The 16,960-nt window shown below is 35.8% G+C and carries 16 protein-coding genes; 7 read left to right on the forward strand and 9 right to left on the reverse strand.

Annotated elements, in window-relative coordinates:
- Nucleotides 1-164: 164 nt before the first annotated feature.
- From LB465_RS06280 to LB465_RS06300, 5 genes are all read left to right on the forward strand, one after another.
- Nucleotides 165-1,034 (forward strand): toprim domain-containing protein, encoded by an 870-nt coding sequence (locus LB465_RS06280; protein WP_224468303.1) that lies wholly within the window; start codon nucleotides 165-167, stop codon nucleotides 1,032-1,034.
- A gap of 125 nt (nucleotides 1,035-1,159) precedes the next feature.
- The gene (gene mbpA, locus LB465_RS06285) at nucleotides 1,160-1,456 is read left to right on the forward strand and encodes a mobilization protein MbpA (RefSeq protein WP_224468305.1); all 297 of its coding nucleotides are present in this window, start codon (nucleotides 1,160-1,162) and stop codon (nucleotides 1,454-1,456) included.
- Nucleotides 1,453-2,325, forward strand: coding sequence for a relaxase/mobilization nuclease domain-containing protein (locus tag LB465_RS06290; protein WP_224468307.1), 873 nt, complete (start codon nucleotides 1,453-1,455; stop codon nucleotides 2,323-2,325). Before mbpA ends, LB465_RS06290 begins: the two co-directional genes overlap by 4 nt.
- A gap of 11 nt (nucleotides 2,326-2,336) precedes the next feature.
- Entirely contained in the window at nucleotides 2,337-2,795 is a 459-nt protein-coding gene (locus LB465_RS06295; protein WP_224468309.1) for a DUF6730 family protein, read from the forward strand.
- Nucleotides 2,796-3,461: 666 nt separating this feature from the next.
- Nucleotides 3,462-5,039, forward strand: a complete 1,578-nt coding sequence (locus LB465_RS06300; protein WP_224468311.1) for a SulP family inorganic anion transporter — start codon at nucleotides 3,462-3,464, stop codon at nucleotides 5,037-5,039.
- Between the two features lie 71 nt (nucleotides 5,040-5,110).
- Here LB465_RS06300 and LB465_RS06305 read toward each other — a convergent pair whose 3' ends face one another.
- The 8 genes from LB465_RS06305 to LB465_RS06340 all read right to left on the reverse strand — a co-directional run bounded on the left by LB465_RS06305 (nucleotide 5,111) and on the right by LB465_RS06340 (nucleotide 14,453).
- A complete protein-coding gene (locus tag LB465_RS06305; RefSeq protein WP_224468313.1) occupies nucleotides 5,111-6,535 on the reverse strand; it encodes a TonB-dependent receptor in 1,425 nt (474 codons plus the stop codon).
- Between the two features lie 17 nt (nucleotides 6,536-6,552).
- Entirely contained in the window at nucleotides 6,553-8,139 is a 1,587-nt protein-coding gene (locus tag LB465_RS06310; RefSeq protein WP_224468315.1) for a peptide chain release factor 3, read from the reverse strand.
- 21 nt (nucleotides 8,140-8,160) lie between these two features.
- Nucleotides 8,161-8,775, reverse strand: a complete 615-nt coding sequence (locus LB465_RS06315; RefSeq protein WP_224468318.1) for a class I SAM-dependent methyltransferase — start codon at nucleotides 8,773-8,775, stop codon at nucleotides 8,161-8,163.
- A complete protein-coding gene (locus tag LB465_RS06320) occupies nucleotides 8,772-10,826 on the reverse strand; it encodes a HelD family protein (protein ID WP_224468320.1) in 2,055 nt (684 codons plus the stop codon). Before LB465_RS06320 ends, LB465_RS06315 begins: the two co-directional genes overlap by 4 nt.
- Before the next feature lie 125 nt (nucleotides 10,827-10,951).
- The gene (locus LB465_RS06325) at nucleotides 10,952-11,149 is read right to left on the reverse strand and encodes a hypothetical protein (RefSeq protein ID WP_224468322.1); all 198 of its coding nucleotides are present in this window, start codon (nucleotides 11,147-11,149) and stop codon (nucleotides 10,952-10,954) included.
- Between the two features lie 267 nt (nucleotides 11,150-11,416).
- Nucleotides 11,417-12,958, reverse strand: coding sequence for a SulP family inorganic anion transporter (locus LB465_RS06330; RefSeq protein ID WP_224468325.1), 1,542 nt, complete (start codon nucleotides 12,956-12,958; stop codon nucleotides 11,417-11,419).
- A gap of 3 nt (nucleotides 12,959-12,961) precedes the next feature.
- Complete coding sequence (locus LB465_RS06335) at nucleotides 12,962-13,342, reverse strand: hypothetical protein (RefSeq protein ID WP_224468327.1); 381 nt, start codon at nucleotides 13,340-13,342, stop codon at nucleotides 12,962-12,964.
- Nucleotides 13,332-14,453, reverse strand: coding sequence for a class I SAM-dependent methyltransferase (locus LB465_RS06340; RefSeq protein ID WP_224468329.1), 1,122 nt, complete (start codon nucleotides 14,451-14,453; stop codon nucleotides 13,332-13,334). Before LB465_RS06340 ends, LB465_RS06335 begins: the two co-directional genes overlap by 11 nt.
- A 699-nt stretch (nucleotides 14,454-15,152) precedes the next feature.
- Here LB465_RS06340 and LB465_RS06345 point away from each other — a divergent pair.
- Together LB465_RS06345 and LB465_RS06350 are read left to right on the forward strand one after the other, a co-directional pair.
- Nucleotides 15,153-15,956, forward strand: a complete 804-nt coding sequence (locus LB465_RS06345) for an inositol monophosphatase family protein (protein ID WP_224468331.1) — start codon at nucleotides 15,153-15,155, stop codon at nucleotides 15,954-15,956.
- 74 nt (nucleotides 15,957-16,030) lie between these two features.
- Entirely contained in the window at nucleotides 16,031-16,261 is a 231-nt protein-coding gene (locus LB465_RS06350) for a hypothetical protein (protein WP_224468333.1), read from the forward strand.
- A gap of 231 nt (nucleotides 16,262-16,492) precedes the next feature.
- Here the strand turns inward: LB465_RS06350 and LB465_RS06355 are convergent, their stop codons facing one another.
- On the reverse strand, nucleotides 16,493-16,954 hold the full coding sequence (locus LB465_RS06355; protein WP_224468335.1) for a hypothetical protein: 462 nt from the start codon (nucleotides 16,952-16,954) through the stop codon (nucleotides 16,493-16,495).
- Nucleotides 16,955-16,960: the final 6 nt, after the last annotated feature.

Consider the following 16,960-nt stretch of genomic DNA (forward strand, 5'->3'; position numbering starts at 1 on the left):
AAAGGGCTGTTAACAAAGGGGGTTTCACTGGGTAAATAGAATTTAAAACTATCTACCACAATTACCTTTTTGGGTAGATAGGGTAGATAGGAAAAACAGCAAAAAATGAATTAAAACCCCTGGTTTTACTGGGCTGGGTAAATAGGTAACTTAAAAATTAAAAAATGGACTTAAATAACTTATCGTGTAAAAGTGCCCGTAATATTTGCATCGTAAAAACGCTTGCAAAATTAGGGCACTTTCCCACCAGGACAACGGAAAAAGAAGCTTGGTTTCAGAGTCCCCTGCGGTCAGAAACCCAAGCCTCTTTTAGCGTCTCTTTAATTAAAAACTTATGGTTTGACTTCGGATTGGGAATAGGAGGGAATACCATAGATCTAATTATGCTTATAAAATCCTGGTCAGTAAGGGAAACCCTGGAATTTTTAAAGAACGAAATGGGATCTCTTTCTTTTAGCCCGCCAAATATTGAACATCTTACTAAGGAACCAGAAATTAGTATACTGGACGTTCAAATTATTCACCTGAAAGCATTAATTGATTACCTGAACTCACGTAACATACCTTATGAGATTGGTAAAAAATACTGCAGACAGGTTTGGTACCGCTGTAAAGGAAAACGCTTTTTTGCACTTGGCCTTGAAAATTATAAAAGAGGCTGGGAACTTAGAAATAAATACTTTAAAACCTCCAGTAGCCCAAAGACCTTTTCTTTTTTTGAAAGAGGATCCAAACAGCTAATCATCACGGAAGGGATGTTTGATTTTCTTTCCCTGGCAACGATTGATGAAGACTTAGTGCAAAACTCAGACTGCATCATTTTAAATTCCCTGGCTTTTTTGGAAAGGATTAAAATGTTCATCCCTAAATATGAAAAGGTCCTCATCTATCTGGATAATGACCCGGCAGGTAAAAAAGCAGCCGGTTCGCTTTTAAACCAGTTTGATAATATAACCGATTGTAGCAATTCCTACACTGACTATGTAGATCTGAATGAAAAATTGAAAGCTGAAAAATTCTTGACTTTAAAATAATGATGTGTGGGTAACTGGTAAATGCCTATCGGAGAATTCAGTTGAAAGGGAAAAGCAAGATGTGTCATTGTAATGACAATCTTGCTTTGCGCCCGGTGGTTGCAAAGATTAAAAAAAGAAAAAAAATGAAAAGGGAATACATCCAGGTTCGATGCTCGATCTACGAGAAAAAGCTACTCCAAAGAAGAGCGGCCAGGGCAGGAATTTCCCTTTCAGAATATATCCGAGCTACGGCCTTTGATAAAAATATTGTAGAACGGATCACTCCGGACCAATTAGAGACTTACAAGATGCTGGTACAATACAAGAACAATTTTACCCGCATTGGAAATATGTTTAAAAAGCGGGATCCAAAGCTGGCTAGCGCCGTGGAAGACCTAGCGAAAGAAATCAGAACACACTTAAAGAACTTTAAAAAATGATAGGGAAGGGACACGCCGTATCCGGCACCAGGGTTTCCATATCCTATGGCTGGAACCAGGAGAAAGAGGCTGAAGTCGTCTTAAGAGAACACGTGGCCGGAGATACTCCCGCGGAGATAGCCGAAGAGTTTAGGATTATCCAGTCGCAAAACCTGCGATGTACCAATAATACCTTAAGTTTTATCGTAAGCCCAACGATTGAAGACGGTAAGGATCTAAGCAAAAAGGAACTGGAAGTCCTCGCTAAAAAGTTTTTAAAGGAGATGAATCTGCAAAACAATCAATCCATTGGATTTGTTCATAGAGATAAAGCGCATACCCACGTTCATATTTATACCAACAGGATTGGCTTTGATGGCAAAGCCTACAATGACAGCTTTATCGGAAAACGAAGCCAGATCGCTGCCGATAATGTTGCAAAAGAATTAGGGCTTACCCGGGTTCGGGAAGTACAGCAGGAAAGACTTAATGAGTTAAAGGGCCTGCGACAGGAAATCAAAAATATACATGACCGTGTACTTCAGTCGAGGCCAAAATCCCTGGATGAATATATAAGCAAAATGAAAGCCCAGAGGGTGGAGGTTATTCCCACCATCAATAAAGCCAATCAACTACAGGGGTGTCGGGTGGAATACAAAGGAGTGAATCTTAAAGCAAGTGAAGTAGACCGGTCGATGAGCGGCAATAGGTTAATTCCCGCGATCTCGCAGAACAGAAGTTTAACAAGAGGAATGGAAGCACCAAAAAACCTGCAGGTCTTAAATAAGACGGTGCAGCTAAGCAGTAACCTGTCTACCAAAATAGCCAAAGAGCTTGTAAAAGGAGCAGTAAAAATTATAAGGGATACCGGAATAGGATATGGATATTAAACAGTTGAGTTATGAAAAAACTAGATGAAATTATGGAACTAATGGCCGATGAAATGGAGGATTTCAAAACTGCTGTGCTGGAGCTTCAAAAGCTTTCGGAACAATTAGTTAAGATGAGCATCCCCATTAGCACGGAAGCATTGGAAAAGAATTTGAACACATTCCTGCTAAAGCAGCAAGCGGAAAAAGAAAAAACAGATGAAACCCTGAAGGAGATAGATAAAAAATTAAAACACGCCAGGATCATACCCAATTATCTGCTGATCCTTTTAGGAATATTTGGGATTCTTGCTTTGGGATCTGTGGGGTATTTTGGTTACACCGATAAAAAAAATGTAGAAGAGAATTTTGAAGTCTACCAAATGATTATGGAATCACAGAATAAGTCATACGAAGATTATTTTACAGCATACCCGGAAATCCACGAGGCATACTGCAAGTGGCTAGAGAGTGGATACCAGGGTTTGTAATGACAAATGGTTATGGTTAAAATTCCGTGAAATTTGCGTCAAATGCCCTGAAACCCTCAGTAAACCCGTTGAAATTTGCGGCAAAAAATTAGTAAAAAATAATAGAAATTTTTTAGATCAGTGGATAATGAGTGGATATTCCAGTAAATGGGCTTAAAGGCCCTGATAACAGGTTCAAATTTACTGGTTTGGTAAAAACAGAAGTAGGTGGCGCCCCTATGCTGTTTTTACTTAACACTTAACTTCCCGTACGCTATAAAAACAGCATAGGATCCGGCGCCAATTATGGTAGATATTGGGGCTATAGGACTTAATGAATCCAATTAGCACATTATCTTGTTGAGAATTGAACCTCAATTATGATTAAAAGTATTAACAGAGCGATTAAATTATAAAATACATTTTGCGATATTTTTCATTTTTATTATATTTATCATAATTTAAAGTCTATTTATTATGAAATACACAAAATCATTACCTAAAATTTACTGGGTTTATATTTTTTTCATATTCACAGCTATACTAGCTTTCTTGATTTCCAACTAAGGGCATTTTTGTATTCCGTTTACCAATAGAAAAGATGCGTATTTTCCAAACTCTTTAATGTTTTATTAACGTTAAACCTATTAAATATACTATTTTCGCGGCTTAAAAATTTTTAAGCTTATGAAAGAGAATTTTGAGTTTATGAAAAAACATTTTGTGACCGATATTTCTGCCGGTCTGGTGGTTTTTCTAATTGCTTTACCCTTATGTCTAGGTATCTCACTTGCTTCTGGAGCACCTTTGTTCTCAGGTATTATTGCAGGTATTGTGGGAGGTATTGTTGTAGGGTTTTTTAGTAATTCAAGTATCAATGTTAGTGGTCCTGCTGCCAGTGTGGCTCTTGTTATATTTACCGCCATTCAAACTTTGGGTAGTTTCGAAGCTGTTTTGGTTGCCGTAATTTTATCTGGTGTATTCCAGATTATTCTTGGTTTTTTAAAGGCAGGTACGGTAGCATATTTCTTTCCAAATGCTATGATTAAAGGTATTTTAGCATCTATCGGATTAGTACTTATTTTAAAACAAATTCCCCACGCGTTTGGCGTAGACCACGTTTTTGAAGGAATAGAAACTTTTAAAAATAATGATGGCACCAATACATTTTCTGGAATAATGAAGGTCTTTAATGAAATTAGTTATGGTGCAACCACAATTACTATAGTTTCATTAATTATTTTAATAGGATGGGATAACCCCCTGTTCAAGAAATTTAAGTTCTTTAAGTTTTTTCCTGCTGCACTAGCCGCAGTTGTTGTGAGTATTTTATTAAACGAATTATTCAAATCATCTATTCCTAGCTTTGCTTTAGAACCCTCTCACTTGGTTACACTTCCAGTAGCGGATTCGTTTGGTGATTTTTTTGGCTTTTTCCAGTTCCCTGATTTTACTGTGATAAATAATCCTGAAGTTATAGGCATTGCACTTGCTATTACTTTTATTGCCAGTTTAGAGTCGCTATTGAGTACAGAGGCCGGTGATAAATTAGATCCTTATAAAAGAAGAACCTCTACTAACCGTGAATTAAAAGCACAGGGTATTGGTAATATTGTAGCAGGCTTTATAGGTGGTTTACCAATTACAGCGGTAATTGTAAGAACAACTGCCAACGTTAGCTCTGGTGGTAGAACAAAAACTGCAACTATTACTCACGGTATAATAATGTTTGTGTGTGTGGCCTCTATTCCTATGCTACTTAATTTAATTCCATTAGCTGCTTTATCGGCAGTACTATTTGTAGTAGGTTATAAGTTAACCAGTATCCCAATTTACAAATCGGTATACAAGCAAGGAAAAAAGCAATTTCTTCCTTTTATTATTACCATTTTAGTGGTAATGTTTACCGATCTAATTACCGGTATCCTGGTGGGGGGAGCTATTGCGGTATTCTTTATTCTACGTGATAACTATAAAAATGCATACGTAACCCAGGAAAAAGTTGAAGAAAAAGATGGAACCAGAACTTTAAAACTCGCACAGGAAACTACTTTCTTAAATAAAGCTGATATTATGCTTTATTTAGATCACCTTCCTAAAAAATCTCACTTGATAATAGATGGAACAGATGCAAAATTTGTACATCACGATATTTATGAGATCATTGATGAATTTAAGGAAACCGCTAAATACAAAGATATTAAGCTTGAGGTAGTTAACCTGGAGAGGAATCTTACTGAAAAATTTTGGAGAAAACAGAGTTAATATTGTTTCAGTAAAATAGAAAAGGCCCGCATAATTAGATGCCGGCCTTTTCTATGCTTAAAAATCTTTATTTAAGTGGTTTGGAATAATTGCTCTTCCTGTATCTGTTTAGCGGTTCTTTCAGGAAGCATGGATTCCCAGCCTTTTTCTCCTTCTTTGATCATTTCGTGTACTTTTCTGGAATGGATATCAAGGATTTCAGGTTCATAATTCTTTATATCAACAACCCGCTTATTGTCTTTAAAATATTGGTAGAGCTCTTTCATTCCTTCAGGAATATTAATATTTTCACTGTTCAGTATTTCCTCATTTTCTTTTAAAGGATAGAGATAAATTTTTAAATTTTTAAAAAATAACTTACCGAAAGCTTCCAAAATTCCGCCACTCAAATTCTTATAATATTCAGGGTTAAAAATATCTGTTAGCGTATTAACGCCCATAGTAAGTCCCATTTGTTTTTTGGTGTGCTGGGAGAAATATTCTACAACTTTATAATACTCCTGGAAATTTGAGATCATAACGGTATGCCCAAGGGAGCATAATAACTGGGCCCTATCCAGAAAGTCTTTTTCGTTGATATCGCCTTCAGACTTGAGGTTGTTCAGGGTTATTTCAAAAATAACTACAGTATCCTCTTCTTCCACTTTTTTCTCTTGAAGAAACAGCTTTAAAGATTCTTCATACATATTCATATTCACCCTGGTTACCGGTCTAAAACTACCTCTTAAAGTGAGAATATTTTTTTTATAAAGTATACTGGCAGGTAAAACATTATTACCATCGGCCCCAAACATTACAGCTTCTGTTATTCCATTTCTAAGCAGTTCAAGGCTCATTAACCGGTTATCTACATTCTTAAAGGAAGGTCCGTGAAAATTTATGGCGTCTATTTCAATTTTATCGGTGTCAATATGGTCGTAAAGACTTTTTAATAATTTCTTTGGATTATCGTGGTAATAATAGGAACCGTAGATTAAATTGACCCCTAAAAGTCCTAGTGTGATTTGCTGCTGGGCCGCATTATTTTCGTGAAACTGAATGTGAATTAAAATTTGATTGTATTCAGTTTCTGGCTGGGTTTGAAATTTTATTCCTAACCAACCATGACCTTTATATTTTTTTGCGAAATCTATTGTAGCTACAGTATTGGCATAGCTGAAGAATAATTTTTTTGGATGTTTATCCCTAGAAATTCTTTCTTCAATCAGTTTGGTTTCAAAGTTAAGCATATCTTTTAATCGAGCCTCGGTAACATATCTGCCTTGTGGTTCCAGGCCATAGATTGCATCGCTAAAATCCTTATCGTAAGCGCTGATGGTTTTAGCAATAGTGCCGGATGCACCACCAGCCCTAAAAAAATTCCTTACAGTTTCCTGCCCGGCACCAATTTCAGCGAAAGTGCCATAGATATTCTTATTCAAATTTATCCTTAGGGCCTTATTCTTAATAGATCTGCTGGACTCAAATTTCTTTTCTCCCTCAATTATATTTTTCATATGCTATATTTTGATTTTTAAAATTCGGAAATTTCCTGGAAATTGATCTCCGGATAGGTTTTAATTGCCATTTCTAAAGTGAATGCTGAATCTGCAAAGAATACCAACTGATTCTCCTTATCTCGTGCCAAATATTTTCTTTTAAGTCTTTTAAATTCTTTAAAGTTTTCTGAATTATCATTGCCTGGGTCTATCCAACAAGATTTGTATACCTTAAGGTCTTCGTAAGTACACTTCGCCCCATACTCGTGTTCCAAACGATATTGGATCACTTCAAACTGCAGGGCTCCCACCGTACCGATAACCTTACGTCCATTGATTTCAAGCACGAATAACTGAGCAACTCCTTCATCGGTTAATTGCTTTATACCCTTTTCCAGTTGTTTAGTTTTCATGGGGTCAGCATTATTGATGTATTTAAAATGCTGCGGGGAAAAACTCGGGATTCCTTTAAATAAAATTTCTTCTCCTTCTGTAAGGGTATCCCCAATTTTTAGATTACCAGTATCGTGTACCCCTACAATATCACCCGGATAGGAAATGTCTACAATTTCTTTTTTCTCCGCAAAGAATGCATTGGGACTAGAAAATTTCATTTGTTTGGATTTTCTTACGTGTAGGTAAGGGGAGTTTCTTTTAAAGGTACCAGAAACAACTTTTATAAACGCCAAACGATCTCTATGTTTTGGATCCATATTGGCGTGAATTTTAAAAACAAATCCTGAAAAATTCTCTTCATTGGCTTTAATCTCGCGAGTCGAAGACGTCTTAGCTTCCGGAGGAGGGGCTATCTTCACAAAACAATCCAGTAATTCCCTTACCCCGAAATTATGCAAGGCCGATCCGAAAAAAACCGGATGTAATTTCCCCGACCTGTACAATTCATAATTAAAGTCCGGGTATACCCCTTGCACTAAATCAAGTTCTTCTTTGAAGGTATCAGCTGTTGTTGCTCCGATGATTTTTTTTAATACCGAAGAGTTTAAATCGTGTATTTCTATGGTTTCCTCAATATCTTTTTTGGGATCGCCGGTAAAAAGATTGATATTTTGCTCCCATATATTATATATGCCTTTAAAATCATACCCAATACCAATTGGAAAACTCAAAGGAGTTACTTTCAATCCCAGTTTAATTTCAATCTCATCCAATAGCTCAACGGCATCTTTTCCTTCCCTGTCTAGTTTATTTATAAAGACTATGATGGGAATATTGCGCATCTGGCATACCTCCACTAACTTTTCAGTTTGTTGTTCGACTCCTTTTGCTACGTCTATAACAACAATTACACTATCAACCGCCGTTAACGTCCTATAAGTATCTTCCGCAAAATCTTTATGCCCTGGGGTATCTAAAATATTAATCTTTATATCCTTGTATTCAAATCCTAAAACAGAAGTGGCTACAGAAATCCCTCGTTGTCTTTCGATTTCCATAAAATCACTGGTAGCCCCCTTCTTTACTTTATTGGATTTAACCGCACCCGCTTCCTGAATAGCTCCTCCAAATAACAGTAGTTTCTCTGTCAAGGTAGTTTTTCCAGCATCGGGATGGGATATAATTCCAAAGGTTCTTCTTCTCTTAATTTCATCATCTAACTTCATTCAGATCTAAAATTTATTTTATTACTCCAGAACAATCAACCTCTCATCAATATCTAATTTACTGAACCCTATATTTTCCTTTATAAACTGAAAAGTTTCTTTTTGGTAAATAAAAACGTGGGTGGGATCCATTCTATAGCGCCAATTTTTAAAATCAAGGTCATCATTATAGAGTAACGTCATAAGGATTAAAGCCCCTTCAGGCTTTAATAATGATTTTAATTTCAAAAATTCAGCTCTGGGATTGTAAAAATGTTCCACTACTTCGCAAGCAAAAATATATTCGTACTTTTCTTCCAGAAGGTCTGGATAATTAGCAAAGTAAGGATCATACTTTTTAACGATATAATTATGCTGTTCCAACATACTGGAAATTACCGGACCAGTTCCTGAGCCAAAATCAAGCCCTATATCTAAGGGACTAAAATTTTTGAGTATATAATTGGTAATTGGGGACGTAAATTTTTGATAGCGTTCATCGGTAACATCATTATTATGTTCCAGATATCTTGATTTTTCATAAATGCTATCCGGCCACAATTCCTTTCTCTTCACCAAAGCCTTACAGGTATCACATTCGTAATATTCCGAATCCTTTTCGTTATTTAATAAGTTCTGACACAAAGGACAAATCATTGCTTAATTTTTAAAAATTGTGATGGTTTGTTTACACTTGTTATTTCAAGACGGTGCATTGCCCTGGTACAGGCCACATAAAGCATTTGACGATCCGGTTCGGTTTTGTAATTTTTCTCGGTACAATTAGGCACAATTACCATATCAAATTCAAGACCTTTAGCTAAATGGGCTGTGGTAATCACCACACCGCTTCCAAATGCAACACTCTTTCCATCCAGCAAGCTTACCTGGAATTCTTCTTTTAGCTCCTCGTAAAGTTTGTTAACCTCCTTTTGTGTCTTACAAATGATCCCCAGGGAATTATGATCTTTATTTTTAAACCTTTCAATAAGCTCTTTTATGTAGCTCAATTCCTTTTCTTTAGTATTAAAGCTATGTACCCCGGGTTCGCTTCCGTGACGCTTTAGGGCTTCAACCTCAATCCTATCACTTATTCTTTTAGAAAATTGGGTAATCTCATACGTAGATCTATAACTTTTAAGCATGGTCATTGCCGTAGAATCCGGAAATATGGATTGTATGGTCTTAAGATCTGAGGAACTGAAAGGATTTACAGATTGGTTGATGTCTCCCAGGATGGTTTTCTTACAACTGAATAATTTAGAAAGTACTTTATATTGAACCGGGGAATAATCCTGCATTTCATCAATTACCAAATGTTTTACTTGGCTAAAGGCAGGAAGGCCTTCTAATTTCATTTTTAAATAAAGTAGTGGGTAAACATCACTATATTCATAGGTCGCTCCTTTGCGCATTTTCAGCAAATCTTTACGCTCCATCCATTCGTAAAAGCCCTTGTAAAGCATCCTAAGATTGGTAGAAGGAAACATTTTTCTAATAGTGGAGTGAAGTTCTGTACGCTCTTTACCTTTCACCTCGTATTTATAATACATAAAGGTGTTATTTACAATTTCACGAACCACTTCATTAAATCTTTTAAGAATAGGCAGGCGGTGAAACTGTTTAAATTTCTCTTCGATAAACCAGGCGGGAACCGGGTTTTTATTGATGAAAATATCCTGAGGTTGGAAAGCATTGTTTTCTAAATGAACCAGGTATTCATCCATCCTTTTCAGGATTTCCTGCGATGATTTAAACTCGATGCGTTCAATTAATTTCTCATTGGTACGCTCTAATAACTCCGAAACCTGCTCAAAAAAGCTTTGAAATTTAATTTGATAATCAAAAAGCCGGTCTGCGATTTCTTCAAGGCTGATCTCTTCTACGGTTTCTTCACCTAACTCAGGTAGAACATTAGAAATGTAGCTTGCAAAAACCTTATTAGGGGAGATAATTAAAATATCTTCAGAGGAAATATCATCTTTAAATTTATACAAAAGAAAAGCAATCCGGTGTAGTGCGATAGAAGTTTTACCCGATCCGGCAACTCCCTGGATAATTAAGTTTTGGGCCTCTTCATTACGGATAATAGCATTTTGTTCCCGCTGAATGGTAGCAACAATATTTTTCATTTTACTGGAAGAAGCTTGCTTTAATTCCTTTTGAAGTACCTCATCCTGTATGGCAATATCATTATCCAGCATATATTCCATTTCCCCGTTTCTTATCCTAAATTGTCTTTTTAAAGACATTAGGCCATCCACTACCTTTTCCTGGGTTATGTAGGAGGAAGGACCAGGTTCATAATCGTAGAACATACTGGAAATGGGCGCACGCCAATCATAGACCAAATTTTTATTGGTCTCCTCATCTTTGAAATTATGCACCCCTACATAAATTTCATCTTTTGCGGCTTTTTTATCTTCTTTAAAATCCAATCGCCCGAAATACGTGACATTTTTTAAACGTAGCAAACGTTTCTTTTTATCCAGGGATGCCCGCCCCAACATTGCCATATTGGAAACCGACTCTCTAACGGCATTTTTTTCGAGATGGTCCATATCCCTCTTATGCTCTTGCATATGCTCATTGGCGTCCTTAATATCCCGCCCCTGTTTGTTTAATCTTTTTGTAATCTTAGTAATGGCAATATCTATTTTAGTCAGGGTTTGTTTTAATCGCTTTTTTTCTAAATTTTCCTGTTCCATTATTTTAATTTTTAACGCATTCCATGCATAAAGAAGCATTGGAAATATTCACCTTGCTCATCAGAATTTCCTTACCGCATTTTTTACAGGTTCCCATCTTAGCCTTATTTAATTTCTCCAGAAGGTTAAATAGTTTTTCTATTCCTTTTTTCTGTTTTTTTGATTGCCAGACGGTTCACATTAGATTCTTGTTTATTTGCAATGCTTATATTCATATCCTTTTCTCGCGGCAGAGCCTCTGGAAAAGACTGATAAAGTTTAAGCACTTTTTCTTCTTTAGCTATTTCCTCAAATATTTTTTCTATTAATTCTTCTTTTTTCATAATCGATTATCATCCGGAACAGTTTGAAGCTTTTCTTAAATTCATATTCCAGATTGGACTTAAATATCATATAAAAGAAGTCATCAAGGTCCTCACAATTCCACCATCCTTCCAAGTAACTTCTCCAAACCCCAGAGATCCATCTTTCCGGATACGATCGTAGAAAGATGGATTGCGAATTTGGGGATCAAAGGAATTCTTCCCATTGATCTTAATTGGTGTTTTTGCCAATAGTGTCTCAATTGTCTTTTTGGCTTATTTCATAGACTAGATTTTATCAGTTGCTACTTTATAATCCGGATCTTCAATGATATTCACTTCAATAATTGCATCAGCATTACTTAATAATCTCCTGCAATCTCCGCTTAAGTATTTCAGGTGTAATTTTTTACCCTGTTTTTTATAGCGCTCCGTTAATTTATTTAAAGCTTCTATGCCGGACATATCTACAACCCTACTTTCAGAAAAATCAATTACTACTTCTTCAGGATCATTCAGAACATCAAATTTGTCACTAAAAGCCTGCACAGACCCAAAAAATAAAGGACCATATATTTCATAATGTTTAACACCTTCTTCATCGATTCTTTTTCGAGCCCTGATTCTTTTTGCATTGTCCCAGGCGAATACCAGTGCAGCAATAATAACACCTACTAGTACAGCTAATGCGAGGTTATGAAGTACGATGGTTACCACCGTAACTAAAACCATTACCAAAATATCTGATTTAGGCATTTTGTTTAGGGTTTTTAAACTGGCCCATTCAAAGGTTCCTATAGCTACCATTATCATTAACCCGGTTAAAGCAGCCATAGGTACTTTTTCAATTAAACCTGCACCGAACATTACAAAAATTAAGAGCATAACTGCAGCTGTAATCCCTGATAATCTCGCCCTCGCCCCGGAAGAAACATTAATAAGGCTTTGGCCAAGCATTGCACAACCACCCATTCCACTAAAAAAACCTGATAGAATGTTAGCACTACCCTGTGCCACACATTCCTTATTTCCCCTACCGCGAGTTTCTGTTATTTCATCAATAATATTAAGGGTTAATAGACTCTCGATTAATCCTACCCCAGCCATAATTGCGGCATACGGTAAAATGAGTAAGAAGGTATCCAGAGTCAAGGGTACCATGGGTATGTGAAATGGTGGAAAACCACCTTGAATAGAGGCGATATCCCCAACAGTTTTGGTTTCAATTCCAAAAGCCAACACAATTCCAAAGGTTACTAAAACAGCTACAAGAGTTGCGGGAATAGCTTTAGTAAGTTTTGGAAGTCCCCAGATAATTAACATAGTAATCAATACTAATCCTAGCATTAAAAATAATTGCGCACCCTGCATCCAAACCAGATCACCGGCAGCATTTTCTACTTTAAACTGGTTTAATTGAGACATAAAAATAATGACGGCGAGTCCATTCACAAATCCAAAAATTACAGGGTGTGGCACCAAACGCATCAGTTTTCCCAGACGCAGTAGACCTGCCGCAACCTGGATAATTCCAGCAAGAACTACAGTGGCGAAAACATATTCGGGCCCATGACTAATAGCCAGGGCTACAATTACTACAGCTACGGCTCCGGTAGCTCCGGATATCATTCCTGGTCTGCCTCCCAGAATTGCAGTAACCAGGCCTACAACAAAAGCGGCATACAATCCTGTCAAAGGTGAAAGACCGGCGATTAAAGAGAACGCTACGGCCTCAGGTATTAAAGCCAGGGCTACAGTTAGACCAGCGAGTATTTCTGTTTTATAGTCAACCTTTTGACTGAAATCGAATAAATTTAAATATTTCTTCATTTGTTATAATTGATTGGTTTTTGAATTATTTATTTTTAATGGGATAGGTTGTAAAGAACAATTAATACATTTACGGTTTGTAGGAGATGATATTAGTCTCCGGTATGAGATCACGTTATTGCAATTTTCACATCTAATTTTTTTGTTTTGCATTACCAAATCAAGAAGCCTGACAAGCTCTTGAAGATGGTTATTTAAGTTAAACTTCATAAATTCCATATGCTTTTTTCGTTCAATTTCTTTGGCAGTAATCCTGCCCCAATTTTCAATTTTATGTAACAGTGGATCTTTCCTTGTTTCATAGGAAGCCAGCATTCGATCACATTCTTCGATCTCTTTGAAAATTGCTTCTACTATAAGACCTTTCTTTTGCTTACTTTCCATAGGTTTGATTTTGATAGAACCTTACCGATTCATAGGTAAATGGATAAGACAGTTTTGTAAGTACTATTTCAAATAATTCAATTCGTTTCGTTCGTAATGAAGCAGCAAGGCAGGATAAATAATATTCCCATAACAAAAGACTGTCTTGAGGAAATTCAACTTTTAATTCATCGCTCTCATTTCGAAAATTTAAAAGCCAGTTTACCACGGTAGTATCATATTGTAATCCAAAACTTTGAAGATCCTCTAATTTTAAAACTGTGGGAATCAACCTGCTTTTTTGCACAAATGATGGAAGGATGGAGGAAGGGAAAATATGCTTATTAAGCCAGGGATCAGTTCCGTTATTATCACCTGTTATAATATTTAATAAACTGATTCCATCTTCCTTTAAAATTTGGTCTATTTTAAACTGAACCTTTGAAAAATCAGCATTAACAGTATTATCAAAGAGGTCCCAACCAACTATTTTATCATATTTCTCAAATACCGCGAAAAAATCCTTTTTTTCAACGCGAACATTTAGTGAATTGCAGGTTTGACCAATATATTTTGATTGTTTGTTTGAAGGATTCAGCGCGACTACTTCAACATGATATTTAGAAGCTGCATAGGAAGTAAAACCTCCCCAGCCAGGTGTTATGTCCAAAATTTTATCCCCGGAAGAAATTTTTAATTTCTTGCAAATGAGATCGAATTTTTGCTCTTGTGACTCCTTAGAAGAATAAACCTCCTGCCAATATCCCGAGGAAGTGTTTAGGTTATTTCCGAGAACCGAGGTGAGCAGGTTTTTTTGTGTGACAGAATGATATCTTTTATTTTCAAAGTCTTCAGGATACTTATTTTTTAGAACCTTTAATTTCATGTTGAAATTTTCAGCAAAATAAGATTGGACTTCCTTATTTAAAAAGAGCCTGTGAAATAAGCCAGTAAGATCTTTGCAATACCAGTATTCTTTAGAAAAACCTTCGGCAAGCCCTAAAGAACCTTTATTAAGGAAAAGAGAGTAGAATTTATCATCCCTAACCTGTAAGTCAAATGTGTTTGCACCATTTATGGTGATGTCCGCTTTCTCTAATAAATCGTTTACGACTTTTTTAGAATTTACCATGCTAACAGATCTAAATATGTTTCAAAGAAGTATTTTTTAAGTTACAGTGTGAAATCAGGAATTATTTGGGAATAACTATGGTGGAGTAACAAAAACCAATGGCTGGTTACATAGTAGATTTTCCGGTCGGAAAGTCGCTTTTAAAAAAGTAATTATATATGTGTTGAAAAAAAATTCCATAATAGGAAAAAAGGAAAATGATAGAAAAAAATAAATGAATGCGTTGATCCGAATGGATAGGCTTAGATGCCCGGATAATTAGGGGGGAGTAACTTTAATAAAGTATAAAGTTTGTGTTTCATTCATAACGGGGGCAAAAATATGCTAAAAGAAGGGTTAAACCAAATTCATACTGTCTTATAATTGATTAATTGTAGGTTTGTCAATTTAAGGTTAAAAAAATAATGATTTATTTTAAAGTTGGTTATTTCTATGTGAATAAATCAACCCCTAATATGATTAAAATCTTTTAACCTGCGCTTAAATCGTTAGATTCAACTGCTATATCTGGGGCGCCCCCATTAATCCTTTAACCACAATGAAAAATAAAATTCAATAACACCTATCCCATATAGGCAAAAGTTTGTTAGGCTCTTATTCAAGTGATACAGATGATATATTATTATAAGTTAATACTTGGTACTATTAGTGATTTTCTTACATTGAAAGTAAGTGAAAAACCGTTCTTAAAAAATGTAGATGACAGACCTTGAACAATCGGTAAGATTAATTGAACGTGCCGGTAAAGAGATTCTAAGATACCGTGATGCCCATACGGGTAACAGATCTTTTATTCAAAGATGTGAAACAGAAAGTTATGAAGTTTTAAAAAATCTCCAATCCCAAACCGGACTTCCATTAGTATCTAAATTTGATAATCCTGAAATTGACATCCGAAAGGACTGGGAAGAATTCTGGTTAGTTTCTCCCTTATTAGGAAAAAAAAGCTTGAAAGAGGGAAAAGATGATTTTGCAATTTCTATTGCTAAAATTAGCCACAAACGCCCTGTTCTGGGAATTATCTTTGCTCCCGCCGATAAAGTTATGTTTATAGCAACTGACAATAAACCGTACAAAATTAAAAATTTCTCTTTCGGAAAAGATGAAGATGTAAACATATTGTTGCAAGAGCAAAATGTAATTAGAAAGCCAATTGAAGGTTTCTTTTTAAAAATTTTAAAAAGTAAAAACCAGATGAATAAAAAAACCGAAAGATTCCTGGAAAATTTCAAAGCCTATCAGGAAGGGTCCTTAAAGGAAGTGGTGGATCAAAGTCCGCTCAAATTATCCGGAATTGCAGAAGGAAAATACGATTATTATCCTCATTTAAAGCCAATCCATGAATGGGAGATTGCCGCTTTTGATGCTCTTATAACAGCAAGCGGAAATATGGTGACCAAAAAGGATGGAATCCTTTCTTTAGAATATAATACTGTGAAGCTAAAATTCCCTGCCTTTATTGCCAAAAGTAACTTTCAATTTGATTCAACAGAAATAAACTAATATATTATGTTATCAGGTTCCTGAATAAAATTGACAAATAGCTGCGAGAATAAGATATCGATGAGATCCAACAAGTGCTTAATAAAAGCCTCAAAAAGAAATTACGTGATAATTTTTATCGGGAAATTCTTCCTATTTTCAGTAATACCTGCGACACCAAAGCCAATATAAGTAGTTCCAACAATGGCCCTGTCACAAGTGCGAGGGAAATTAATGGATCCTTTGGAAAAGCAGTTAAAGCAATTGCAAGTGCAATAGGGAAGTTTCAGGCAAGAGTGGATGTCGAAAACCAGGATTTGTCATGACAAATGCCCTGGTCGCAAAAACCAGTAAATTTGCGGCAAATACCCTGAAACCCTCAGTAAACCTGTTGAAATTTGCGGCAAAACTTTCCAGTAATCAGGACAATTTTTTTAAATTAATTGGTGAAATGCGGCAATAGAACTTTTGAAGGAGTTATAAAAATTGAGGATTTAATATTTATTTTTTGCATAAGTATATCCAATACCTATTAAATTATCTAATAACCGGATTAATTATCCACAATTAAGAATCCAAGAGAGTGTACCCGCAATAGCTCCTCCTATTGCTGCTCCAACAGCGCCAGATATTAGGAGATTCGTATTTAAAACTTTCCATTTCTTTGGCATCCCCCTGGGCCTCAATTTCTCTGCGAGATGGATATATTTTTTAGGACCCAACTCTACCATTTCACTAAAATTTTCTCCAGGAAAAATTAAGTTTGGAGTCATACGAGTCGCTTGTAATACTGCTCGAAACTGTAAAAGTAAAGCAACGGCTTTTTCTTCATTAGGGGAAAGATCCTGAAGCGCATAACTCCCACTAGAATCAATTTTTCTTAATATTAGTTCCATTGTACGATAAACACTTTCACTACTTTCCATAAAAATTAAAAATATTATTTTAGTGCAACAGCCTAAAAAGGTAGCAAAAACTACATAGACCATAAGTGGTTCCTGAAAAAAACTTATATTCATTAAAAA

Source organism: Salegentibacter lacus, assembly GCF_020164555.1.
Lineage (GTDB): Bacteria > Bacteroidota > Bacteroidia > Flavobacteriales > Flavobacteriaceae > Salegentibacter > Salegentibacter lacus.

Bases quoted from the DNA above. Each gene is read 5' to 3' on its own strand.
- LB465_RS06280 (WP_224468303.1), top strand. From the start codon at position 165: ATGGACTTAAATAACTTATCGTGTAAAAGTGCCCGTAATATTTGCATC.
- mbpA (WP_224468305.1), top strand. From the start codon at position 1,160: ATGAAAAGGGAATACATCCAGGTTCGATGCTCGATCTACGAGAAAAAG.
- LB465_RS06290 (WP_224468307.1), top strand. From the start codon at position 1,453: ATGATAGGGAAGGGACACGCCGTATCCGGCACCAGGGTTTCCATATCC.
- LB465_RS06295 (WP_224468309.1), top strand. From the start codon at position 2,337: ATGAAAAAACTAGATGAAATTATGGAACTAATGGCCGATGAAATGGAG.
- LB465_RS06300 (WP_224468311.1), top strand. From the start codon at position 3,462: ATGAAAGAGAATTTTGAGTTTATGAAAAAACATTTTGTGACCGATATT.
- LB465_RS06305 (WP_224468313.1), bottom strand. From the start codon at position 6,535: ATGAAAAATATAATTGAGGGAGAAAAGAAATTTGAGTCCAGCAGATCT.
- LB465_RS06310 (WP_224468315.1), bottom strand. From the start codon at position 8,139: ATGAAGTTAGATGATGAAATTAAGAGAAGAAGAACCTTTGGAATTATA.
- LB465_RS06315 (WP_224468318.1), bottom strand. From the start codon at position 8,775: ATGATTTGTCCTTTGTGTCAGAACTTATTAAATAACGAAAAGGATTCG.
- LB465_RS06320 (WP_224468320.1), bottom strand. From the start codon at position 10,826: ATGGAACAGGAAAATTTAGAAAAAAAGCGATTAAAACAAACCCTGACT.
- LB465_RS06325 (WP_224468322.1), bottom strand. From the start codon at position 11,149: ATGAAAAAAGAAGAATTAATAGAAAAAATATTTGAGGAAATAGCTAAA.
- LB465_RS06330 (WP_224468325.1), bottom strand. From the start codon at position 12,958: ATGAAGAAATATTTAAATTTATTCGATTTCAGTCAAAAGGTTGACTAT.
- LB465_RS06335 (WP_224468327.1), bottom strand. From the start codon at position 13,342: ATGGAAAGTAAGCAAAAGAAAGGTCTTATAGTAGAAGCAATTTTCAAA.
- LB465_RS06340 (WP_224468329.1), bottom strand. From the start codon at position 14,453: ATGGTAAATTCTAAAAAAGTCGTAAACGATTTATTAGAGAAAGCGGAC.
- LB465_RS06345 (WP_224468331.1), top strand. From the start codon at position 15,153: ATGACAGACCTTGAACAATCGGTAAGATTAATTGAACGTGCCGGTAAA.
- LB465_RS06355 (WP_224468335.1), bottom strand. From the start codon at position 16,954: ATGAATATAAGTTTTTTTCAGGAACCACTTATGGTCTATGTAGTTTTT.